The sequence below is a fragment of the Amycolatopsis jiangsuensis genome (assembly GCF_014204865.1).
Lineage (GTDB): Bacteria > Actinomycetota > Actinomycetes > Mycobacteriales > Pseudonocardiaceae > Amycolatopsis > Amycolatopsis jiangsuensis.
In genome coordinates, this window is record NZ_JACHMG010000001.1 from 5,255,240 (window position 1) to 5,272,683 (window position 17,444).

Consider the following 17,444-nt stretch of genomic DNA (forward strand, 5'->3'; position numbering starts at 1 on the left):
CATGCAGTGAGCATTATGCCGGTATTCGCCGGACGTGAGGTGTGTCACTGTCCGCCCTGGATGGCCGCGGGCAGCCCGGCGAGGCTGGGCAGCACGGTGACTTCCGCGAGCACCGCCGGATCCGGCGGGAAGTGCGGGTTCGGCACGCCGTAGACGGTCATGCCGGCCGCCAGCGCCGCACGCAGACCGTTCGTGCTGTCCTCCACCGCGGCGCACTTCTCCGGCGCGATCTCCAGCAGGGTGGCCGCCCGCAGGTACACGTCCGGGGCCGGCTTGCCCGCCGCCACCTCCTCGCTCGACACCGCGACCGGTACCAGCGACGTGAGGTCGCACGCGGTGAGGAAAGCGTGGATCAGCACCGGTGGGGACGAACTCGCGATCGCGACCGGATGGCGGCGGGCGATCTCGCGCACCACCTCCGGTGCCCCGTCGATCACCGGCGGACCGCCGGCGTAGCGGCTCGCCATCTCGTCGATCACCGTGGTCGCGATCTCGTCCGGACTCAGCTGGGCGCCGAGCGTCTCCACCAGGTACCGGGCCCATTCCGGGGTGCTCATCCCCTGCTGCGCCCTGGTCGCCTCCGGTCGCCAGGTGCCGCCGTGCGCGGCAACGACCGAGCGGCGCACCTCGTCCCACATCCGCTCGGAGTCCACCAGTACGCCATCGAGGTCGAAGATCACCGCGTCCATGTCAGGAAGCCTAGTCTGTGAGGGCAATTACTTCGCTACCCTAACTAAATTTGTTAGCATAGCTAAGTGACCTCCTCGATCGTCGATCTCGCCCACCGGTTCCGGCCGGTGGTGTTCCGGCTGTACTACCTCGTGCGCCGCGAGACGACGCAGCTGCTGACGATCACCCAGGGCTCGGTGCTGTCCGAACTGGTCGCCCGCGGACCGAGCCGGATGAGCCGGCTCGCCCGGCTCGAGGACGTGCGGATGCCGTCGATGACCGACGTGGCGCGCCGGCTCGAACGGCTCGGCATGGTGACCCGCCGACCGGATCCGGACGACGGGCGCGCGGTGCTCGTGGAGGCCACCCCGGAAGGTGAGCAGTTCCACGCGGAGCTCGTCGCCGCGCGGGAGGCGCAGCTGCGGGAGCGGCTGCTGCGGCTGGACGATGCGGAACGCGCCGCCATCGACGCCGCGCTGCCCGCGCTCACCAAGCTGATCGCCGATTTCCACCGTGAGGACCCGAAATCCGGCGACCCGGAAACCCGTGACCCGAAAAACCCTGAGGAGGAACTGATCAGCGATGAGCGCTGAGCACCACTCGAGCCTGCTGGACGCGGTCAAGGGCCAGCCCAAACAGGTGTGGATCACCGCGTTCGCCGCGGTCATCGCGTTCATGGGCATCGGCCTTGTCGATCCGATCCTGCTGTCCATCGCCAAGGGCCTTGACGCCACGCCGTCCCAGGTCACCCTGCTGTTCACCTCGTACCTCGGGGTGCAGGTGATCGCGATGCTGTTCACCGGAGCCATGTCCGCGCGCTTCGGCGCCAAGCGGACCGTGCTCGTCGGCCTGACACTGATCGTCGCGGCGACCGCGCTGTGCGCCGCGGCCGGCTCGATCGAACAGCTCGTGGGCCTGCGCGCGGTGTGGGGCCTTGGCAACGCGTTCTTCATCGCCACCGCGCTGTCGGTGATCGTCGGTGCGGCCACCGGCGGGCAGAGCGGCGCGATCCTGCTGTACGAGGCGGCGCTCGGCGTCGGACTGGCGGTCGGCCCGCTGCTCGGTGCGCTGCTGGGCTCGATCTCCTGGCGTGGGCCGTTCCTCGGTACCGCAGTGCTGATGGCCGGCGGGCTGGTGCTGTGCACCGTCTTTTTGAAGAGCGACTCGCACGAGAAACGCGACCCCGTCAAACTGCTCGACCCGATCCGCGCGCTGAAGCACCCGGGCCTGCTGCGTACCTCGATCGCCTCCGCGCTCTACACCGCGGCGTTCTTCGCGGTGCTCGCCTGGTCGCCGTTCGTACTGGGCTGGAGCGCGATCGCGGTCGGACTGATCTTCTGCGGCTGGGGCCTGTGCGTGGCGGTGGCCGGGGTGGCGCTGGCGCCGAAGCTGGCCGGCCGGTTCGGTGAACGGCACGCGGCCGCGCTCGCGGTCGCCGGCTACACCGTGCTGATGCTGGTGCTGGCCATCCCGAGCAAACCGGTGGTGGTCGTCGGGATCATCCTGTCCGGCCTGGTCTCCGGTCTGCTGAACACCCTGTTCACCGGCACCGCGATGTCCATCAGCGACGCCCCGCGCCCGGTCGCCAGCGCGGGCTACAACTTCTGCCGGTGGTTCGGTGGCGCGGTCGCGGCCACGCTCGTCGGCCACGTCGCGGACTGGCTCGGCTGGGAGCAGGGACCGTTCGTGGTCGCCGCGGTGCTGTGCCTGATCGCGGCCGTACTGCTTTCGCTGCGGGAGAAGAAGACGGACTCACACGAGCTGCCGAAGGAGGCCGCACTCGTCGGCGACGAGGAGTTCTAGCCACCCTCGGCGATCGCCCCCGGACTGTGTGTCCGGGGGCGATCGCATGTCCGGAGCCGATTGCGGCGAATACACCGGCTGTTCACCTTGACGTCCTGTTGGGTCGGGTTTCGCCGCATACGGTCGCTTCGTTCCCCTACTGAAGTGACCTGGAGGACCCTTGTCCCTCGAGCCAGGGCGACTGCTGCCCCTGATCGCCGCCCACCCCGGCGGTCGTTCCCCGATCACCTGCGAGTACCGGTGCGGCAACGCGTGCGCGCACGAGGCGCCGAACCTTTCGGGCAACGAGTACTTCGGCGACATCGCCAAGGGTGTCTCGCGCCGCGGCGTGTTCAAGGCGGGTGCGGTGATGGCCGCCGCCGCCGGTGGTTTCGCCGCGCTCTCCGGTACCGCCGCGGCCGCGCCGGCGTCCCCCGTCGCCGCGTCGAAGAACGGCTCCCGTCCGGTGCCCGGCACCGACTTCGAGCCGGTGCCGCCCAACAACCTCGACCGCGTCAGCATCCCCGAGGGCTACGACCAGCACGTGGTGATCCGCTGGGGCGACCCGGTGGTGCCCGGCGCGCCGAAGTTCGACTTCCACCGGCAGACCGCCGCCGCGCAGGCCCGGCAGTTCGGCTACAACAACGACTTCGTCGGCCTGATCCCGCAGGATCCGCTGGGGCTGCGCAACCTGCTCGTGGTCAACCACGAGTACACCACCGAGGTGCACCTGTTCCCCGCCGACCAGTACGACCCGGACAACCCCACCGAGGAACAGGTCAAAATCGCCTGGGCGGCGCACGGGTTGTCGGTGGTGCAGACGCTGCGTGATCCGGTCGGCGGCGCGCTGCGCACGGTGCCCAGCCCGCTGAACCGGCGGATCACGCTCGACACGATCTTCGAGGTACGGGGCCCGGCTGCCGGTTCGAAGTACCTCCGGACCTCCGCCGATCCTTCCGGGAAACGGGTGCGCGGCACGCAGAACAACTGCTCCGGCGGGGTCACGCCGTGGGGCACCGTGCTCTCCGGTGAGGAGAACTTCCACCAGTACTTCGCCAATGCGGACAAGGTCACCGACCCGGAGCAGGCCGGCAGGCTCAAGCGCTACGCGATCGGCACCGGCGCGAGCACGCGCAAGTGGGAGCGCTTCGACAAGCGGTGGGACGTCCCGCGGGAACCCAACGAGCCCAACCGGTTCGGCTGGGTCGTGGAGATCGACCCGAACGATCCGCACTCCGCGCCGGTCAAGCACACCGCGCTCGGCCGGTTCAAGCACGAGGCGGCGAACGTGAAGATCACCGCCGACGGGCGGGTCGCGGTGTACTCCGGCGACGACGAGCGGTTCGAGTACATCTACAAGTTCGTCTCCAAGGGCAAGTACAAGAAGGGCAGTTCCGCGTTCGCCCGGCGGCACAACTCCGCACTGCTGGACGACGGAACGCTCTACGTCGCCAAGTTCACCGGCGACAGCCCGGACGAGATCGACGGCTCCGGTGCGCTGCCCGCGGACGGGGAGTTCGACGGCACCGGTGAGTGGATCCCGCTCGCCAGCGGCGACAAGTCCTTTGTGGACGGATTCACCGCGGAGGAGGTCTACGTCTTCACCCGCCAGGCCGCCGACCGCGCCGGGGCGACCGAAATGGACCGTCCGGAGGACATCGAGCCGAACCCGGTCAACGGCCGGATCTACGCCGCGCTGACCAACAACACCGACCGCGGCGCGGCGGGCAAGGCGGGCGTGGACGAGGCGAATCCCCGCAACGGCAACAAGAACGGCCAGGTCCTGGAATGGGACGAGGAGCGTGGCGACGCGGCGGCGACCCGGCTGCGCTGGCGGCTGCTGCTGGTCTGCGGCGATCCGGCCGCCGCGGACACCTACTTCGGCGGCTTCCCGAAGGAGCAGGTGAGCCCGATCTCCTGCCCGGACAACGTCGCCTTCGACCCGCACGGCAACCTGTGGATCTCCACCGACGGCAACACCCTCGGCGGGAACGACGGGCTGTTCTCGGTCCCGGTGAGCGGGCCGGAACGCGGGCACGTCAAGCAGTTCCTGTCCGTGCCGGTGGGTGCCGAGACGTGCGGTCCGGTGGTCACCGACCACCTCGTGCTGGTCGCGGTGCAGCATCCGGGGGAGAACGCCGACAGCTCGGCGAACCCCACGTCGCACTGGCCCGACGGCGGCCGCACCCAGCCGCGTCCGGCCATCGTGTCGGTGTGGCGGAAGGGCCGCTTCGGCCTGCCCGGCCGGATCGGGCAGCGGTAACTCTTTGGAGTGGCTCGTCCTGCGTGACCCCGGTGCCGGGTAATAACTTCGCCGGGTGAGGCGGAGAGTCGCGATCGGACGGTCGACGGGCGCGGCGGCCTGCACAGCGGTGCTGGCCGGCGCGCTCGTCGTCGTTCTCCCTGGTTCGGCGCCGGCGGCCGGCGGCCCGGCGTGCGGCGGGATCGCCGCCAATCCGAGCGTGGAGGACGCCGCGGCGGGCGGGATGCCGCGGGAGTACCTGTTCACCCCTGCCGCGCCGGTGCCGCGCAGCACCCCGCCGGACCGGGTGCCGAAGCTGGTCACCAGCACCGAGCACGCCGTCGACGGCCGGGTCAACGCGCGGATCCAGACGCCGGACGGCCGGGTCAGCTGGGCGAGCCAGGCGCTGCGTGCGGTGCCCGGGGGCATCTACACGCTGTCGGTCTGGACCGGCACCGCGGCGACCGGCCTCGGCGAGCGCGCGGCCACCAGCGTGGGGCTGCGCTTCGCGGACAACGCGGGCCGGACGCTGCTGGAGAAGCCCCTCGACGTGACCCACGACGTCGCCGCCGACGGCAAGCTCGCCGAGCAGGACCTGGCGCCGGTCACCGCGCCGGACCGGACGTCGGCAGCCACGTTCTTCGCCAGCACCAACCACAACTGGGTCATGTGGGACTGCGTGCGTGCGGACCTGTCCGCCTACACCGTGAAGAAGGAAGTGCAGAACCCGTCGACCGGCGAATGGGGCGCGGCCGCGTCGATCCCGGCCGGCGAGACCGCGCACTACCGGATCACCGTGGCCAACACTGGCTCACAGCCGCTCACCGGCCTGCTGGTGAAGGACCCCTGGTGCACCGGGCTGCCCGGCGCGTTCGACCTCGCGCCCGGCGCGAACCGGGCGCTCACCTGCGATCACCCGAACCTGACCGAGGACGACGACGGGCACGTGAACACCGCGACCGTCACGGGGGCGAAGTCGCCGGCCGGTGGGCTCGCCGACCAGAAGGCGACCGCGACGATCACGGTCACCCCGCAACAGGCGGTCGACAAGATCGGTGACCGCGTCTGGCTGGACAACAACCGCAACGGCCTGCAGGACGAGGGCGAACCCGGCCACGCCGATCTCCCGGTCACGCTCAAGGACGGCGCCGGCGGCTCGGTCGCCACGGCCCGCACGGCCGACGACGGCAGTTACCTGTTCGACAAGCGCAAGGACGGCACGTACCAGGTGTGCTTCGACGTGCACGCCCTGCCGGACGGACTCACGGTGACCGGCCGGTCGGCCGGCGACCCGGCCCGCGATTCCGACGCCGACCCGGCCACCGGATGCACGGACCCGTTCACCCTCGGCGGCTCGACGCACGAACGGACGGACCTGGACCTCGGTCTTGCCCCGCCGCTGCCACCCACTCCGCCGCCTCCGACGTCTTCAGCGGCACCGCCACCCCCGCCGCCGTCACCGTCCGCTTCGTCCGATCCGTCCGTGACTCGGTCGAACACCCCGGGTGCGGCTTCCTGACCACTGAGCGTCACCTGAGCCGGGATGCGAGACTGGGGGTGCAGACCACATCTCGGGGAGGGCCGGAGCACCCATGACCGCGGCAGCGACCGTCGGCGAGTCTGGCCTGGATCCGTCCCCGTGGTACCGCCGTCCGGTGGCCTGGACCTGGGTCGCCACCGCGGCCGTGCTGGTGCTCTACGCGGTACTGGCCTGGCAGCGGCGCTGGATGAGCGACGACGGGCTGCTCGTGCTCCGCACGGTCCGGGAGATCCTCGCCGGGCACGGTCCGGTCTTCAACATCGGCGAGCGGGTCGAGGCGAGCACCAGCCCGCTGTGGACCTGGCTGCTCGCCGGGCTCGGCACGATTCCCGGTCCGCCGCTGGAATGGGTGGCCGTGGTCGCCGGGCTGCTGTGCGCGACCGGCGGGCTCTTCTTCGGCCTCGACGGCGCACGCCGGCTCTACGGCGGCGCGGTCGTTCCGGCGGGCGCGCTGGTGGTGTGCGCACTGCCGCCGTTCCGGGACTTCGCCACGTCCGGCCTGGAACCCGGGCTCGCACTGCTGTGGCTCGGCCTGAGCTGGTGGTTGCTGGTGCGCGGCAAGGCCGCCGTGGCCACCGCGGTGGTACTCGGGCTCGGCCCGCTCGTGCGGCCCGACCTGGCGTTGTTCAGCATCGCCGGGTTCGTCGCGCTGGTGCTGTCACGGCGTCCGCGCGTGCTCGCCGGACTCGGCTGGCTGGCCGCCGGGGTGGCGCTGCCGGTCGGGTACCAGGTGTTCCGGATGGGCTACTACGGCCTGCTCGTGCCGAACACCGCGCTGGCCAAGGAAGCCGGGGACGCCGACTGGCCACGCGGGTTCGCCTACCTGCTCGACCTGATCGACCCGTACCTGCTGTGGCTGCCGGTGCTCCTGCTGGTGGCCGTGGCCGTGCTCGCCCGCCGCTCCCGGATCCTGACGCTGACGCCGGTGGTCGCCGCGGTGCTGCTGGCGGTGTACGTGGTGCGCGTCGGCGGGGATTTCATGCATGCCCGGATGCTGCTGCCGGCGCTGTTCGCGCTGCTGCTCCCGGTGATGGCGGTCCCGTTCACGCGCCGGACGGTCGCGTTCGTCGCCGGCGTCGCGGTGTGGGCGGTGGCGGCCGGCGGCTGGCTGCGGGTGCCGTACGAGAACGACCACGTCGCGACCGGGGTCACCGACGAACGGTCCTACTGGTCGTGGGCGACCGGGAAGGCCCATCCCGTGCTGGCGACGGACTTCCTCGGCCAGGACGTCATCCGCCGGGCCGTGGAGGCGGTGGACGGCACGAGCCGGCCCGCCGTGCTGGTCTACAGCTATGGCGGCGTGCGGCAGTGGTTCCGCTTCCCCACCGACCGGCCGTACGTGACGATGGCCGCGGACAGCATGGGCGCGATCAGCAACATGGTTTCGGTGGACGTCCGCGTGCACGACGGGTACGGGCTGGCCAGCGACCTCGCCGCGCATTCGGAGACCATCCCCGGGGGCCGCCCCGGGCACTCGAAATGGCTGGTCCCGGCCTGGGAGATCGCCGCGGCCGGACGGGGGGACCTGGCCGAGGACGGGCAGGTCCGGATCTACCAGCCGGCCGAGATCGAGGCCGCCCGCGCCGCCGTGCGCTGCCCGGCCGTGCAGGACGTGCTCACCTCGACCCGTGGCGAGCTGTCGTGGAGCCGGTTCGCCGACAACTTCACCGGCGCCTGGCAGCGTACGGAGATCCGGTATCCCCGGAGCCCGTCGGAGGCAGCCCGCTGCTGAGGCCTACCGTGGCCGGATGACCGATCTTCCGCTCGCCCTGGTCACCGGTGCCTCCCGCGGTATCGGCGCCGCCATCGCCCATCAGCTCGCCCCGACCCACCGGCTGCTCCTCGGCGGCCGCGACGGGGACGCGCTCGCGAAGGTCGCCGCGGAGCTGCCCGGTGCGCAGCCGTGGCAGGCCGACCTCACCGACCCTGCTGCCGTCGAGGCGGCCGCGAGCCGGATCGGGAAGCTCGACGTGCTCGTGCACTCGGCGGGTGCCGCGCAGCTCGGCACGGTCGCCGAGGCACCGGTGACCGCGTGGCGGACCGACTTCGAGGTCAACGTGCTCGCGGTGGTCGAGCTGACCCGGCAGCTGCTGCCCGCGCTGCGCGCCGCCCGTGGCCACGTCGTGGTGCTCAACTCCGGCGCCGGACGCAACGCCCGGCCCGGCTGGGGTCCTTACGCGGCGAGCAAGTTCGCCGCCCGCGCGTTCGCCGACGTGCTGCGTGCCGAGGAGCCGGACCTGCGCGTGACGTCGGTCTTCCCCGGCCGCACGGACACCGAGATGCAGCGCGACGTGGTCAGCCAGGAAGGCGGCGCCTACGACGCGGCCAGGTACCTCCGCCCGGACTCCGTGGCCACCGCCGTGCTCACCGCGGTGACGGCGACCCCGGAGGCACACCTCATCGAGATCACCGTCCGGCCGCGTTGAGTCCGTCCGGCCGCGCTGAGGAGCGCTGTCCCGCGGCGCGAAGGAAACTCCTCCGGCCGCGCTGACTTCGCGGAGCGGGTCAGGCCCGGAGGCGGGCCGCGGTCTCGGTGGCCGACGCCTGGATTTCGGCCCGGTCGACGCGGGTCGATTCGCCCTCGGCGACCACCTCTTCGCCGCCCACCCACACGTCGCGCACGCGGCGGGAACCGGCTGCCCACACGAGGTTCGACAGCAGCTGCTCGTCCGGGACGTCGAGGCCCGCGGCGAACGCCGGATCGTCGAGATCCACGTGCACCAGGTCGGCCCAGCGGCCCGGCTCCAGCGCGCCGAGGTCGGGGCGGCCGAGGGCCTCCGCGCCACCGCGGGTGGCCATCAGGAAGACGTCCGCCGCGGTCAGCACGGTGGAATCGGCGTTCGCCAGCCGCGCCAGCATCGCGGTGAGCTGCACTTCCTCCCACAGGTCGAGGTCGTCGTTCGAGGCCGGACCGTCGGTGCCGAGGCCGATCGCGACGCCCGCGGCCCGCAGGTCCTTGATCCGCGCGATCCCGGACGCCAGCTTCGCGTTCGAGCCGGGACAGTGCGCCATCCCGACGCCGCGCGCGGCGAACAGCGCGATGTCCTCGTCCGACAGGTGGACCGAGTGCGCGGCAAGAGTGCGCCCGGCGAACATGCCGAGCGAATCGAGCAGCTTCGGCACCGAGCCGTGCTGCTCGCGCTGCTCCAGGTCCTCGTTCGCGGCTTCGGCGACGTGGATCTGTACGAGCGCGCCCCGCGCGGCCGCGGATTCCGCAGTGGCCCGGAGGCCGTCGGTGTTCAGCATGTACGCCGAGTGCGGCCCGTAGCTCAGCTCGATGCGTTCGGCCGGGCCGAACCGCAGGCCGTCGGTGTCGATCCACCGCTCGATGCTCCGCAGTGAGCTCCGCCAGTCCATCCCCGGCAGCTCGATCACCGGCGGCGCCACGAGCGCCCGTCCGCCGGTGGTCAGCACGGCGTCCACGACCTGCTCGCCTTCGAAGTACATCTCCGCGCTGGTGGTCACGCCGCGGCGCAGCATCTCGACCGAGCCGAGCAGCATTCCGGCGCGCACGTCCGCGGGCTTCAGCTTGGCCTCGGTCGGCCAGATGATCTCCCGCAGCCAGCGCAGCAGCGGCAGGTCGCCGCCCATCCCGCGCAACAACGTCATCGGGCTGTGCGCGTGCGTGTTGACCAGCCCTGGCAACAGGATCCCGCCGAGCCGGACCACCTCGCCGTCGAAGGGCGGCGCCATCGTCTCCGGGCCGACGAACACGATGCGGCCGACGTCGTCGACGTCCACGACGGCGGAGCGCAGCACGGAACAACCGGGATCGGCGGGAAGAACCACCGGAGCGTGAAAACGACGAGGCATCCCGAGATCGTACGACCCCGCTGACGAGGGTCAGTCGACTACGCCGCTGCGCCAGGCCCAGGCCGCGATCTCCACCCGGTTGCGTGCGCTGATCTTGGACTGCACGGACGCCAGGTGCGTTTTCACGGTGGACAGCGACAGGTACAGCTCGGAGCCGATCTCGGTGTTCGTCAGGCCCCGCGCGGCCGCCTTGACCACGTCCAGCTCCCGCACGGTCAGCGGTTCGGCCGGCTGGGGTGTCTCCCGTTTCGGGGTGTTCCCGTCGAAGTGCTTCAGCAGCCGGACGGTGATCTGCGGGGACACCAGCGCGTCGCCGCGTTCCGCGGCACGCACGGCCTCGATCAGCAGCGCCGGGCCGGCGTCCTTGAGCAGGAAGCCACTCGCCCCGTTGCGCAGGGCGGTGTGCACGTACTCGTCGAGGTCGAACGTGGTGACCACGACGACCTTGAGCGGATCGGCCACGTCCGGCCCGGCCAGCTGCCGGGTCACCTCGAGGCCGTCGAGCCCGGGCATGCGGATGTCGAGCAGGCACACGTCCGGGCGCAGCTCCCGTGCCCTGGCCACCGCGGACACGCCGTCCGCCACGTCCGCGACCACCTCGATGTCGTCCTGGGCGTCCAGGATCATGCGGAAGCCCATCCGCACCATTTCCTGGTCGTCCGCGATCAGTACCCGGATCACTCGTTCGTCTCCCCGTTCGGCTCGAGCGGCAGCCAGGCCTCGACCCGCCAGCCGCCGTCCGGCCCGCGTCCGGCCGAGAGGCGGCCGTGCAGCAGCGCGACGCGTTCACGCATGCCGACCAGACCGTAGCCGCCCGATCCGCCGGCCGGTCGGCGAGCCGGTTCCCGGCCGTCGTCGGCCACCCGCAGGTGCAGTTCCCCGGCCAGCACCTCGGCGTGCACGAGCGCCTCGGTGGCGTCCGCGGCGTGTTTGCCGATGTTCGTGAGCGACTCCTGGACCAGCCGCAGCGCGGAGCGGCCCACCTCGTGCGGCAGGTCCGGCGGGAGATCGAGCCGCAGGGTCGTCGGCACGCTGTTGTTGCCCGATTCGACCAGCCTGCGCAGGTCCGCGGCGAGGTCGGTGGTGGCCTGCTCGCTGAACTCGCCCGAACCGGCCGGGGCGTCCCCGCGCATACTGCGCACCAGCCGGCGCATCGCGGCCAGCGCCTCCACCCCGGCGTCCTCGATCCGGCCCATCGCCTCGAACGCCAGCTGCGGGTTCTTCTCCCCCATCATCCGCGCGGCCTGCGCCTGCACCACGATCCCGGTCACGTGGTGGGCGACCACGTCGTGCAGTTCGCGGGCCAGCGCCATCCGTTCGGAGGTCTGCGCGTCGCTGACCGCGGCCTTGACCACCTGCTGGCGTTCGGAATCCCGGGAACGCAGGAACAGCCCGGTCGCGATGGCGATACCCAGCAGCAGCGAGGCGACCACCACCAGCAGACCGATCGTCTCCGGATCGGTGAGCAACCGGAAGCCGGGGCGTTCGAAGTTCAGCAGGGTCGACACCGCGACCGCCACCGACAGCGCGACGATCCGCGACCAGGCCTTCGGCAGCGGCGTCGCGCGGACCAGGTTCACCACGACGCCGAGGCCGGCAACCACCTGGACCGGCGGGATCGCGGTGCCGGGCCGATAGAGGTGGCCGAGCTGCAGGAACGGCATCACGACGCCGGCCAGCAGGATCAGCCCGGCCACCGCGAGCGCGCCTTTCGCGGCATCGCGGCGGGAGAGTATCGCCGCGACGCCGGCGAGGATCGAGCAGAACAGGATCGGGACCGACCGCACACTGGCGTCGTAGGCCTGGCTGATCTCGACGATCAGGCTGAGCCCGAGCATGATCAGCAGCGGCCACTGGCCGATGGCCAGATCGTTGATCCGGCGCAGTACCCGCGCCCCCTCCTCACTGCTGCGGGTACGGGTGGGCCGCGGCCGTCCGACCACCCCGGTCAGCACCGCGGCGACGAGCAGCAGGGCGCCGAACACGATCGTCTGCACGATCGAGGGTCCGGAGATGCGGTCGCCGGGGAAGCGGCCGAACACCGCGACCAGCGTGGCGACCACCAGCGAAGAAACCACGCAGAACGCCACGCCGGAGCGGGCCCGACGGGCCGCGAAGTACACCATCTCCACCCCGGCCACCACCTCGGTGACCGACAGGTTCGCCAGCACACTCGAGTAGGCCGGTATCCCGAAATAGCGGGTGACCAGTGTGAAGCCCACCAGCACCAGTGCGCCGGTCATCCCCGCCACGGCCGCGCGCCGGCGAGCCCACAGCGCGCATCCGGCCATCGCGAAGATGCCGGGAAACAGCCCGAAGTCCACGAACCGGCGGCCGATCTCGTCGAGCGCCGCGTTGGTCACGTAGACCAGGTCGAAGGCCAGCGCCACGAGCAGCACGAGCACGGACGCGCCGATCCGGTTCACGAACTCGGTGGCGCGCGTGGAAAACGAAATCGGTGGTGGCTCGGACACACCGAAACGGTAGAGGATTCCGCGCGCCGCGCACCTTGGCCAGGTGGTCGCACCCCCTCGGCCGATCGGCCGATGCCCCGGGCAGGCGGACCGGCCGTCTGCCCGAAGTGGACACCCGCACGGTTGCGCGACGCTACTGACAACGCAGTCGAAGACGGAACAGGGAGAAGACTCCGGATGAGCAATCCACAGTGGAACGCCGAGCCGGTGCTCACCGGGCGTGGCCTGGTGAAGCGCTACGGCGAGCAGTTCGCGCTCGCGGGCATCGACATCGATGTCCGGCCTGGTGAGGCGGTGGCCATCGTGGGCCCCTCCGGCTCCGGCAAGACCTCGCTGCTGCACGTGCTGGCCGGCATCCTGCGGGCCGACGGTGGTGAAATCAGCTTGCAGGGACAGCGAATCGACCAGCTCGGCGAGAAGAAGCGCAGCGAGCTGCGGCGCACCGAGTTCGGGTTCGTCTTCCAGTCCGGGATGCTCGTGCAGGAGCTGACGGCCGAGGAGAACGTGGCGCTGCCGTCGCTGCTCGCCGGGCGCACCCGGCGGGAATCCGTTGCCGCGAGCCGGGAATGGCTCGGCCGGCTCGGTCTGGCCGGTAAGGAGGGCCGTCGCCCGGGTGAGCTTTCCGGCGGCGAGGCGCAGCGCGTGGCGATCGCCCGTGCGCTCACCCACCGGCCGAAGGTGATCTTCGCCGACGAGCCGACCGGCGCGCTGGACACCCGCACCGGCGGCGAGACGATGAACGCGCTGCTGACCGCCGCGCAGTCCTCCGGTGCCGCGGTCCTGGTCGTCACCCACGACCGGGAGCTGGCCGAATCGATGCCCCGCACGGTGGCGATCCGCGACGGCCTGATCGCGACGGGACAGCCGGCGTGAACCCGTTCCAGATCGCCATGCGCGTGCTCCGCGTCGACCGGCGGACGCGTGCCTCGGCGATTCTCACCACGGTCGGGGTCGCGGTCGCGACCGCACTGGTGCTGCTGCTGGCCACCCTGCCCTTCGCCACGCAGGCCAGGGAGCAGCGGGCGCAGTGGCAGCAGCAGTACGGGTACTCCCATGACGACAAGCCGGCGATGCTGGTCAAAACGTCCACGGACTACCTCGGCGACAAGGAGATCGTGCGGGTCGACGTCGCGCCGACGGGATCCGGCGCCGACCTGCACCTGCCTGCCGGTATCGCGAAGCTGCCCGGCCCTGGGCAGGCACTTGTCTCGCCGGAGCTGGGCAAACTGCTGAACAACACGCCCGCGAACCAGCTCGGGGACCGGTTCGGCAAGCCGGTCGACGCACTGGGCGAGCAGGCACTGCGGTACCCGGATCAGCTCGTCGCGCTGGTCGGGCACAGTCCACAGGAGCTGCAGGGCAGCGGTTCAGAGCCGACGTACGGCGTGGACGGCATGCCGGTCGCCGGCTTCCCGACCGACGAGGCGCAACCGGACGGGCTGCTCGTGCTGCTCGCCTGGGTCGGCATCATCGTGTTGCTGGTGCCGAGCCTGGTGCTCGTCGCGTCGTCGGCCCGGCTGACCGCGGCCCGGCGCGAACAGCGGATGGCCGCGTTGCGGCTGGCCGGCGCGACCCCGGGGCAGGTGACCTCGATGGTGTCCGCGGAGACCGGCTTGTCGGCCGGCGTCGGGGCGCTGCTCGGGTTGCTGCTCAGCCCGGCACTGGACGGACTCGCCACGTTCGTCCCGTGGACCGGCGGTACCTGGCTGGCCTCGGACTTCAGCCTGCCGGTCGGGCTGACCGTGGCGATCGTCGTGGCCATCCCGGCGCTGGTGGTGCTGGCCGGGGTGCTGGGTCTGCGTCGGGTGCTGCGCACGCCGCTGTTCGCGACCGGCGGCCACCAGGTGAAGCCGTTGCGCTGGTGGCGGTTGCTGGCGCTGCCGGTGGCGGGATTGTTCTTCTTCTTCGCGATCGCGACGGGACGGGATTCGGGCGGCGGACAGGAGATGGTCCTGTTCGGTCTGTTCCTGGTCGTGGGTTCGGCGATGGTGGTCGGTCCGTGGGTCACGTCGGCGGTCGGTGGCACCTTCGTGCGGATCTGGCGTCGGCCCTCGACCCTGCTGGCCGGACGGCGGCTGCGTGAAGACCCGAAGGGCGCCTACCGTGCGTCGGCCGGGATCGTGCTCGCGGTGTTCGCCGGGTCGATGGCGCTCACCCTGTTGCCGTCCTTCGAATCCATGGCAGGCGGCGGTCGCGAGTACGTCGATTCCGCGCTGTACACGGATGTCAGTGCCGACAAGGCCGCGGTGGTGGCCGATCAGGCCAACAGCAAGCTGGCCAAGGAAGGCGTGCAGGAGCGGGCACTCACGGTGCCCACGGTGTGGCTCGAGCAGAAGTCCGAAGACGGGCGCCCGTCGTACCAGCGGACGTACGTGATGTCGTGCGCGGACGCGGTGCGGCTGACCCGGCTCGGCATCACCGCCGGGGACTGCAAGCCCGGCGCCGGCCTGTATGCGCCGTACGAGCTCGACACGGCCAAGTACCAGCTGGCAGGAGACCTCGAACGGGATGCGGTCACCAAGCCGCTCGGCACGGTGCCGATGGGTACCTTCCAGCCGGGTTCGGACGTGTCCCTCTCCTACCTGCTCGACCCGGCGTCGTTGCCGGCCGGGGTGCAGCCGGTGGACGCCACCGTCGTGGTGCCGACCACCGACGCCGATCGCGAAGTCGTGCGGACGGCACTGGCTTCGGTGTCGGCCGGTTCGGAGATCGGCAGCCGCGACCAGCACCTGTACGAGCAGCAGCAGACGCTCGGCGATCTTCGGCGGGTGACCGTGATCGGGCTCCTCGCCGCGGGTGTCCTCGCCGGCTGCAGTGCGGCGGTCGCCACCGCGGGCGCGGTGATGGACCGGCGGCGCACGTTCGGTGCACTGGTCGCGGCCGGAACGCCGGTGCGGGTGCTGTCGCGAGCCCTGCGGATGGAGGCCGCGCTGCCCTCGCTGGTGGCGACGATCGGCGCCGGAGTGGTCGGTGTCTTCGTCGGGCTCGGCCTGTTCAGCATCACCAGTGAAGACCCGATCACGCTCAGTCCGTGGATCCTCGCGCCGGTGGTGCTCGGCGTCGGGGTGGCACTGATCGGGGCCTCGGTGTGCACACCCGCGCTCAAGCGCGTGCAGGCCGAACCGCTGAGCGACGAGTAGCCGGCACGCCTGCCCCGGATCGGGGCCGGGGCAGGCTTCGGGGGTGCGAGAAGGGGGAAGGGCCGTTGCCGGGGATGGGAACCCGGCAACGGCCCTTCGCCCTCAGCTGTCCTCGACGCGTCGCTCGAAGATCAGATCGTGCGAGACTCGGCCTTCCACCTCGGCGCGCTGCTCGAACTTCGTGATCGGACGCCACGACGGGCGCGGGGCCCAGCCGCCCGGCTCGCCGGCGTAGCGGTTGCGCAGGGCCGGCTCCGCCGAGCACACCTCGAGCATCTGCTCGGCGTAGTGCTCCCAGTCGGTGGCCAGGTGGAAGGTGCCGCCGGGCGCGAGCCGCGAAGCCACCAGGGCGGCGAACTCCGGCTGCACGATCCGCCGCTTGTGATGGCGCTTCTTCGGCCACGGGTCCGGGAAGAACAGCCGCACGCCGGCGAGCGCACCGGGCGCGACGTGCTCGGTCAGCAGCACCACCGCGTCTCCGTGCATCAGCCGCAGATTCGTCACCCCGAGCTTGTCCGCACGCAGCATCAGCTGGCCCAGCCCCGGCTCGTACACCTCGGCGGCGACGTAGTTCAGCTCCGGTGCCGCGGCGGCCAGCTGGGAGGTCGTCTCGCCCATTCCGGAGCCGATCTCCAGCAGCACCGGCGCTTCCCGGCCGAACCACGCGGGGAAATCGACCGGGCCTGCCGGCAGGTCGGCGACCGTGCGGCCCAGCCTCGGCCAGTGCTCCTCCCACGCCCGCTGCTGGCCGACGGTCATCCGCCCGCCGCGTTTGACGTAGCTGACCACGCTGCGCAGCCGTGGCTGGTCCTCGTTTTCCACCCGGACAACATACTGTGGCCCTCGCGTGCCGATCCGGCCACAGCCACGGCGCGCACGGTGGCTGCCCGCGGATCGGTACGGGTGGCTCAGCGCTCCGTTTCGAACTCCCCGAGCCGGGCACGCAGACCGGCGGGCCCGGCGACCGCGATCGGATCCGGTGTCCCCGCGGAATGCGCGGGCAGCACGTCGATCCAGCCGGAGTGCCGGTCGGTGTTCAGCACGGTGGTCGGGATCGAATGCCCCGAGGCGCCGCGTTCGGACGGCATGAACTCCCAGTACCCGGACTCGCCGTCGGCGGCCCATGGCACGAACTCCCAGCCCGGCCTGCGGGCCAGCAGCTGGGTGATGCGGTCCTCGATGCGGAAGCCGAGTGCGCGGGATTCGAGCCGGCCACTCGCCATCGCACGCAGCCACCACGGTGCGGGCAGCCGGTCGTCGGCCCGGCTCGCGCGCCGGTACAGCGCGAGCACGGCGTCCTCGGCCGCGCGGTGCACCCACGCCTGCCGCAGATCACCGGGGCGCGTCGCGGGCAACGCGAATCGGGGCAGCTCGATCGCCTGGGACCACTCGAGGTCCAGCATCGGTTCGAGCCGGGGTCGGACAGCCGCGACGCTGCGGGCCAGGGGAATGGCGCTGACGAGATCTTGACCAGCGTCCACCGTCAAGGTTCACCTCCGGTGAGCTGTGTGACGGGTTTGCGCTCTGCCTTCGATTGAGCTCTACCTTCGAATAAACAGTCCGCCCACCAGTATGTCCGCTCGCTGTGAGAGAAGCCACACCCGCTTAACGTGGTCTTAATCCATTTGCCTGCGGTACAAGCGCGTTCGCACGTGCAGGTTCACGCGTGCCACGGAAATGCCCGCGACGACCGCACCCGGTTCGACAAACAGTGACGGTTTCCGTGCCGTCCCGGTGAGATCTCCACCGGTGACACCGCCCGCCACACGAAAAAATCCGGGCCG

14 protein-coding genes are annotated in these 17,444 nt (G+C 71.3%); 8 read left to right on the forward strand and 6 right to left on the reverse strand.

Annotated features, from left to right (window positions below; translation table 11 throughout):
* Positions 1–44: 44 nt before the first annotated feature.
* On the reverse strand, positions 45–689 hold the full coding sequence (locus BJY18_RS23695; RefSeq protein ID WP_184782040.1) for an HAD family hydrolase: 645 nt from the start codon (positions 687–689) through the stop codon (positions 45–47).
* Between the two features lie 66 nt (positions 690–755).
* Between BJY18_RS23695 and BJY18_RS23700 the strand changes: the two genes are divergently transcribed.
* The 6 genes from BJY18_RS23700 (at position 756) to BJY18_RS23725 (ending at position 8,659) form a co-directional block, all read left to right on the forward strand.
* The gene (locus tag BJY18_RS23700) at positions 756–1,262 is read left to right on the forward strand and encodes a MarR family winged helix-turn-helix transcriptional regulator (RefSeq protein ID WP_184782041.1); all 507 of its coding nucleotides are present in this window, start codon (positions 756–758) and stop codon (positions 1,260–1,262) included.
* Positions 1,252–2,472, forward strand: coding sequence for an MFS transporter (locus BJY18_RS23705; protein ID WP_184782042.1), 1,221 nt, complete (start codon positions 1,252–1,254; stop codon positions 2,470–2,472). Before BJY18_RS23700 ends, BJY18_RS23705 begins: the two co-directional genes overlap by 11 nt.
* Positions 2,473–2,632: 160 nt before the next feature.
* Positions 2,633–4,714 carry a PhoX family protein gene (locus BJY18_RS23710; RefSeq protein WP_184782043.1) on the forward strand — a complete coding sequence of 694 codons (2,082 nt, stop codon included), beginning with the start codon at positions 2,633–2,635 and terminating at the stop codon, positions 4,712–4,714.
* Positions 4,715–4,769: 55 nt separating this feature from the next.
* Positions 4,770–6,212, forward strand: coding sequence for a DUF7850 domain-containing protein (locus tag BJY18_RS23715; RefSeq protein WP_184782044.1), 1,443 nt, complete (start codon positions 4,770–4,772; stop codon positions 6,210–6,212).
* A 73-nt stretch (positions 6,213–6,285) separates the two neighbouring features.
* A complete protein-coding gene (locus tag BJY18_RS23720) occupies positions 6,286–7,965 on the forward strand; it encodes an arabinofuranosyltransferase AftB family protein (protein WP_184782045.1) in 1,680 nt (559 codons plus the stop codon).
* A 16-nt stretch (positions 7,966–7,981) separates the two neighbouring features.
* Positions 7,982–8,659 carry an SDR family oxidoreductase gene (locus tag BJY18_RS23725; protein WP_184782046.1) on the forward strand — a complete coding sequence of 226 codons (678 nt, stop codon included), beginning with the start codon at positions 7,982–7,984 and terminating at the stop codon, positions 8,657–8,659.
* Between the two features lie 79 nt (positions 8,660–8,738).
* On the opposite strand, the gene BJY18_RS23730 is transcribed toward BJY18_RS23725, so the two are convergent.
* The 3 genes from BJY18_RS23730 to BJY18_RS23740 are packed head-to-tail and all read right to left on the reverse strand — an operon-like array spanning position 8,739 to position 12,520.
* Complete coding sequence (locus BJY18_RS23730; RefSeq protein ID WP_184782047.1) at positions 8,739–10,046, reverse strand: amidohydrolase family protein; 1,308 nt, start codon at positions 10,044–10,046, stop codon at positions 8,739–8,741.
* 30 nt (positions 10,047–10,076) lie between these two features.
* Positions 10,077–10,727 (reverse strand): response regulator, encoded by a 651-nt coding sequence (locus tag BJY18_RS23735; protein ID WP_184782048.1) that lies wholly within the window; start codon positions 10,725–10,727, stop codon positions 10,077–10,079.
* Positions 10,724–12,520 (reverse strand): sensor histidine kinase, encoded by a 1,797-nt coding sequence (locus tag BJY18_RS23740; RefSeq protein ID WP_184782049.1) that lies wholly within the window; start codon positions 12,518–12,520, stop codon positions 10,724–10,726. Before BJY18_RS23740 ends, BJY18_RS23735 begins: the two co-directional genes overlap by 4 nt.
* Before the next feature lie 177 nt (positions 12,521–12,697).
* On the opposite strand from BJY18_RS23740, the gene BJY18_RS23745 reads away from it, so the two are divergent.
* Positions 12,698–13,393 carry an ABC transporter ATP-binding protein gene (locus tag BJY18_RS23745; protein WP_184782050.1) on the forward strand — a complete coding sequence of 232 codons (696 nt, stop codon included), beginning with the start codon at positions 12,698–12,700 and terminating at the stop codon, positions 13,391–13,393.
* Entirely contained in the window at positions 13,390–15,660 is a 2,271-nt protein-coding gene (locus tag BJY18_RS23750) for an FtsX-like permease family protein (protein ID WP_184782051.1), read from the forward strand. Before BJY18_RS23745 ends, BJY18_RS23750 begins: the two co-directional genes overlap by 4 nt.
* A gap of 102 nt (positions 15,661–15,762) precedes the next feature.
* On the opposite strand, the gene trmB is transcribed toward BJY18_RS23750, so the two are convergent.
* Both trmB and BJY18_RS23760 read right to left on the reverse strand, forming a co-directional pair.
* Positions 15,763–16,482, reverse strand: a complete 720-nt coding sequence (gene trmB / locus BJY18_RS23755; RefSeq protein ID WP_184782052.1) for a tRNA (guanosine(46)-N7)-methyltransferase TrmB — start codon at positions 16,480–16,482, stop codon at positions 15,763–15,765.
* Positions 16,483–16,568: 86 nt separating this feature from the next.
* On the reverse strand, positions 16,569–17,063 hold the full coding sequence (locus BJY18_RS23760; RefSeq protein ID WP_184784800.1) for a hypothetical protein: 495 nt from the start codon (positions 17,061–17,063) through the stop codon (positions 16,569–16,571).
* Between the last annotated feature and the right edge of the window lie 381 nt (positions 17,064–17,444).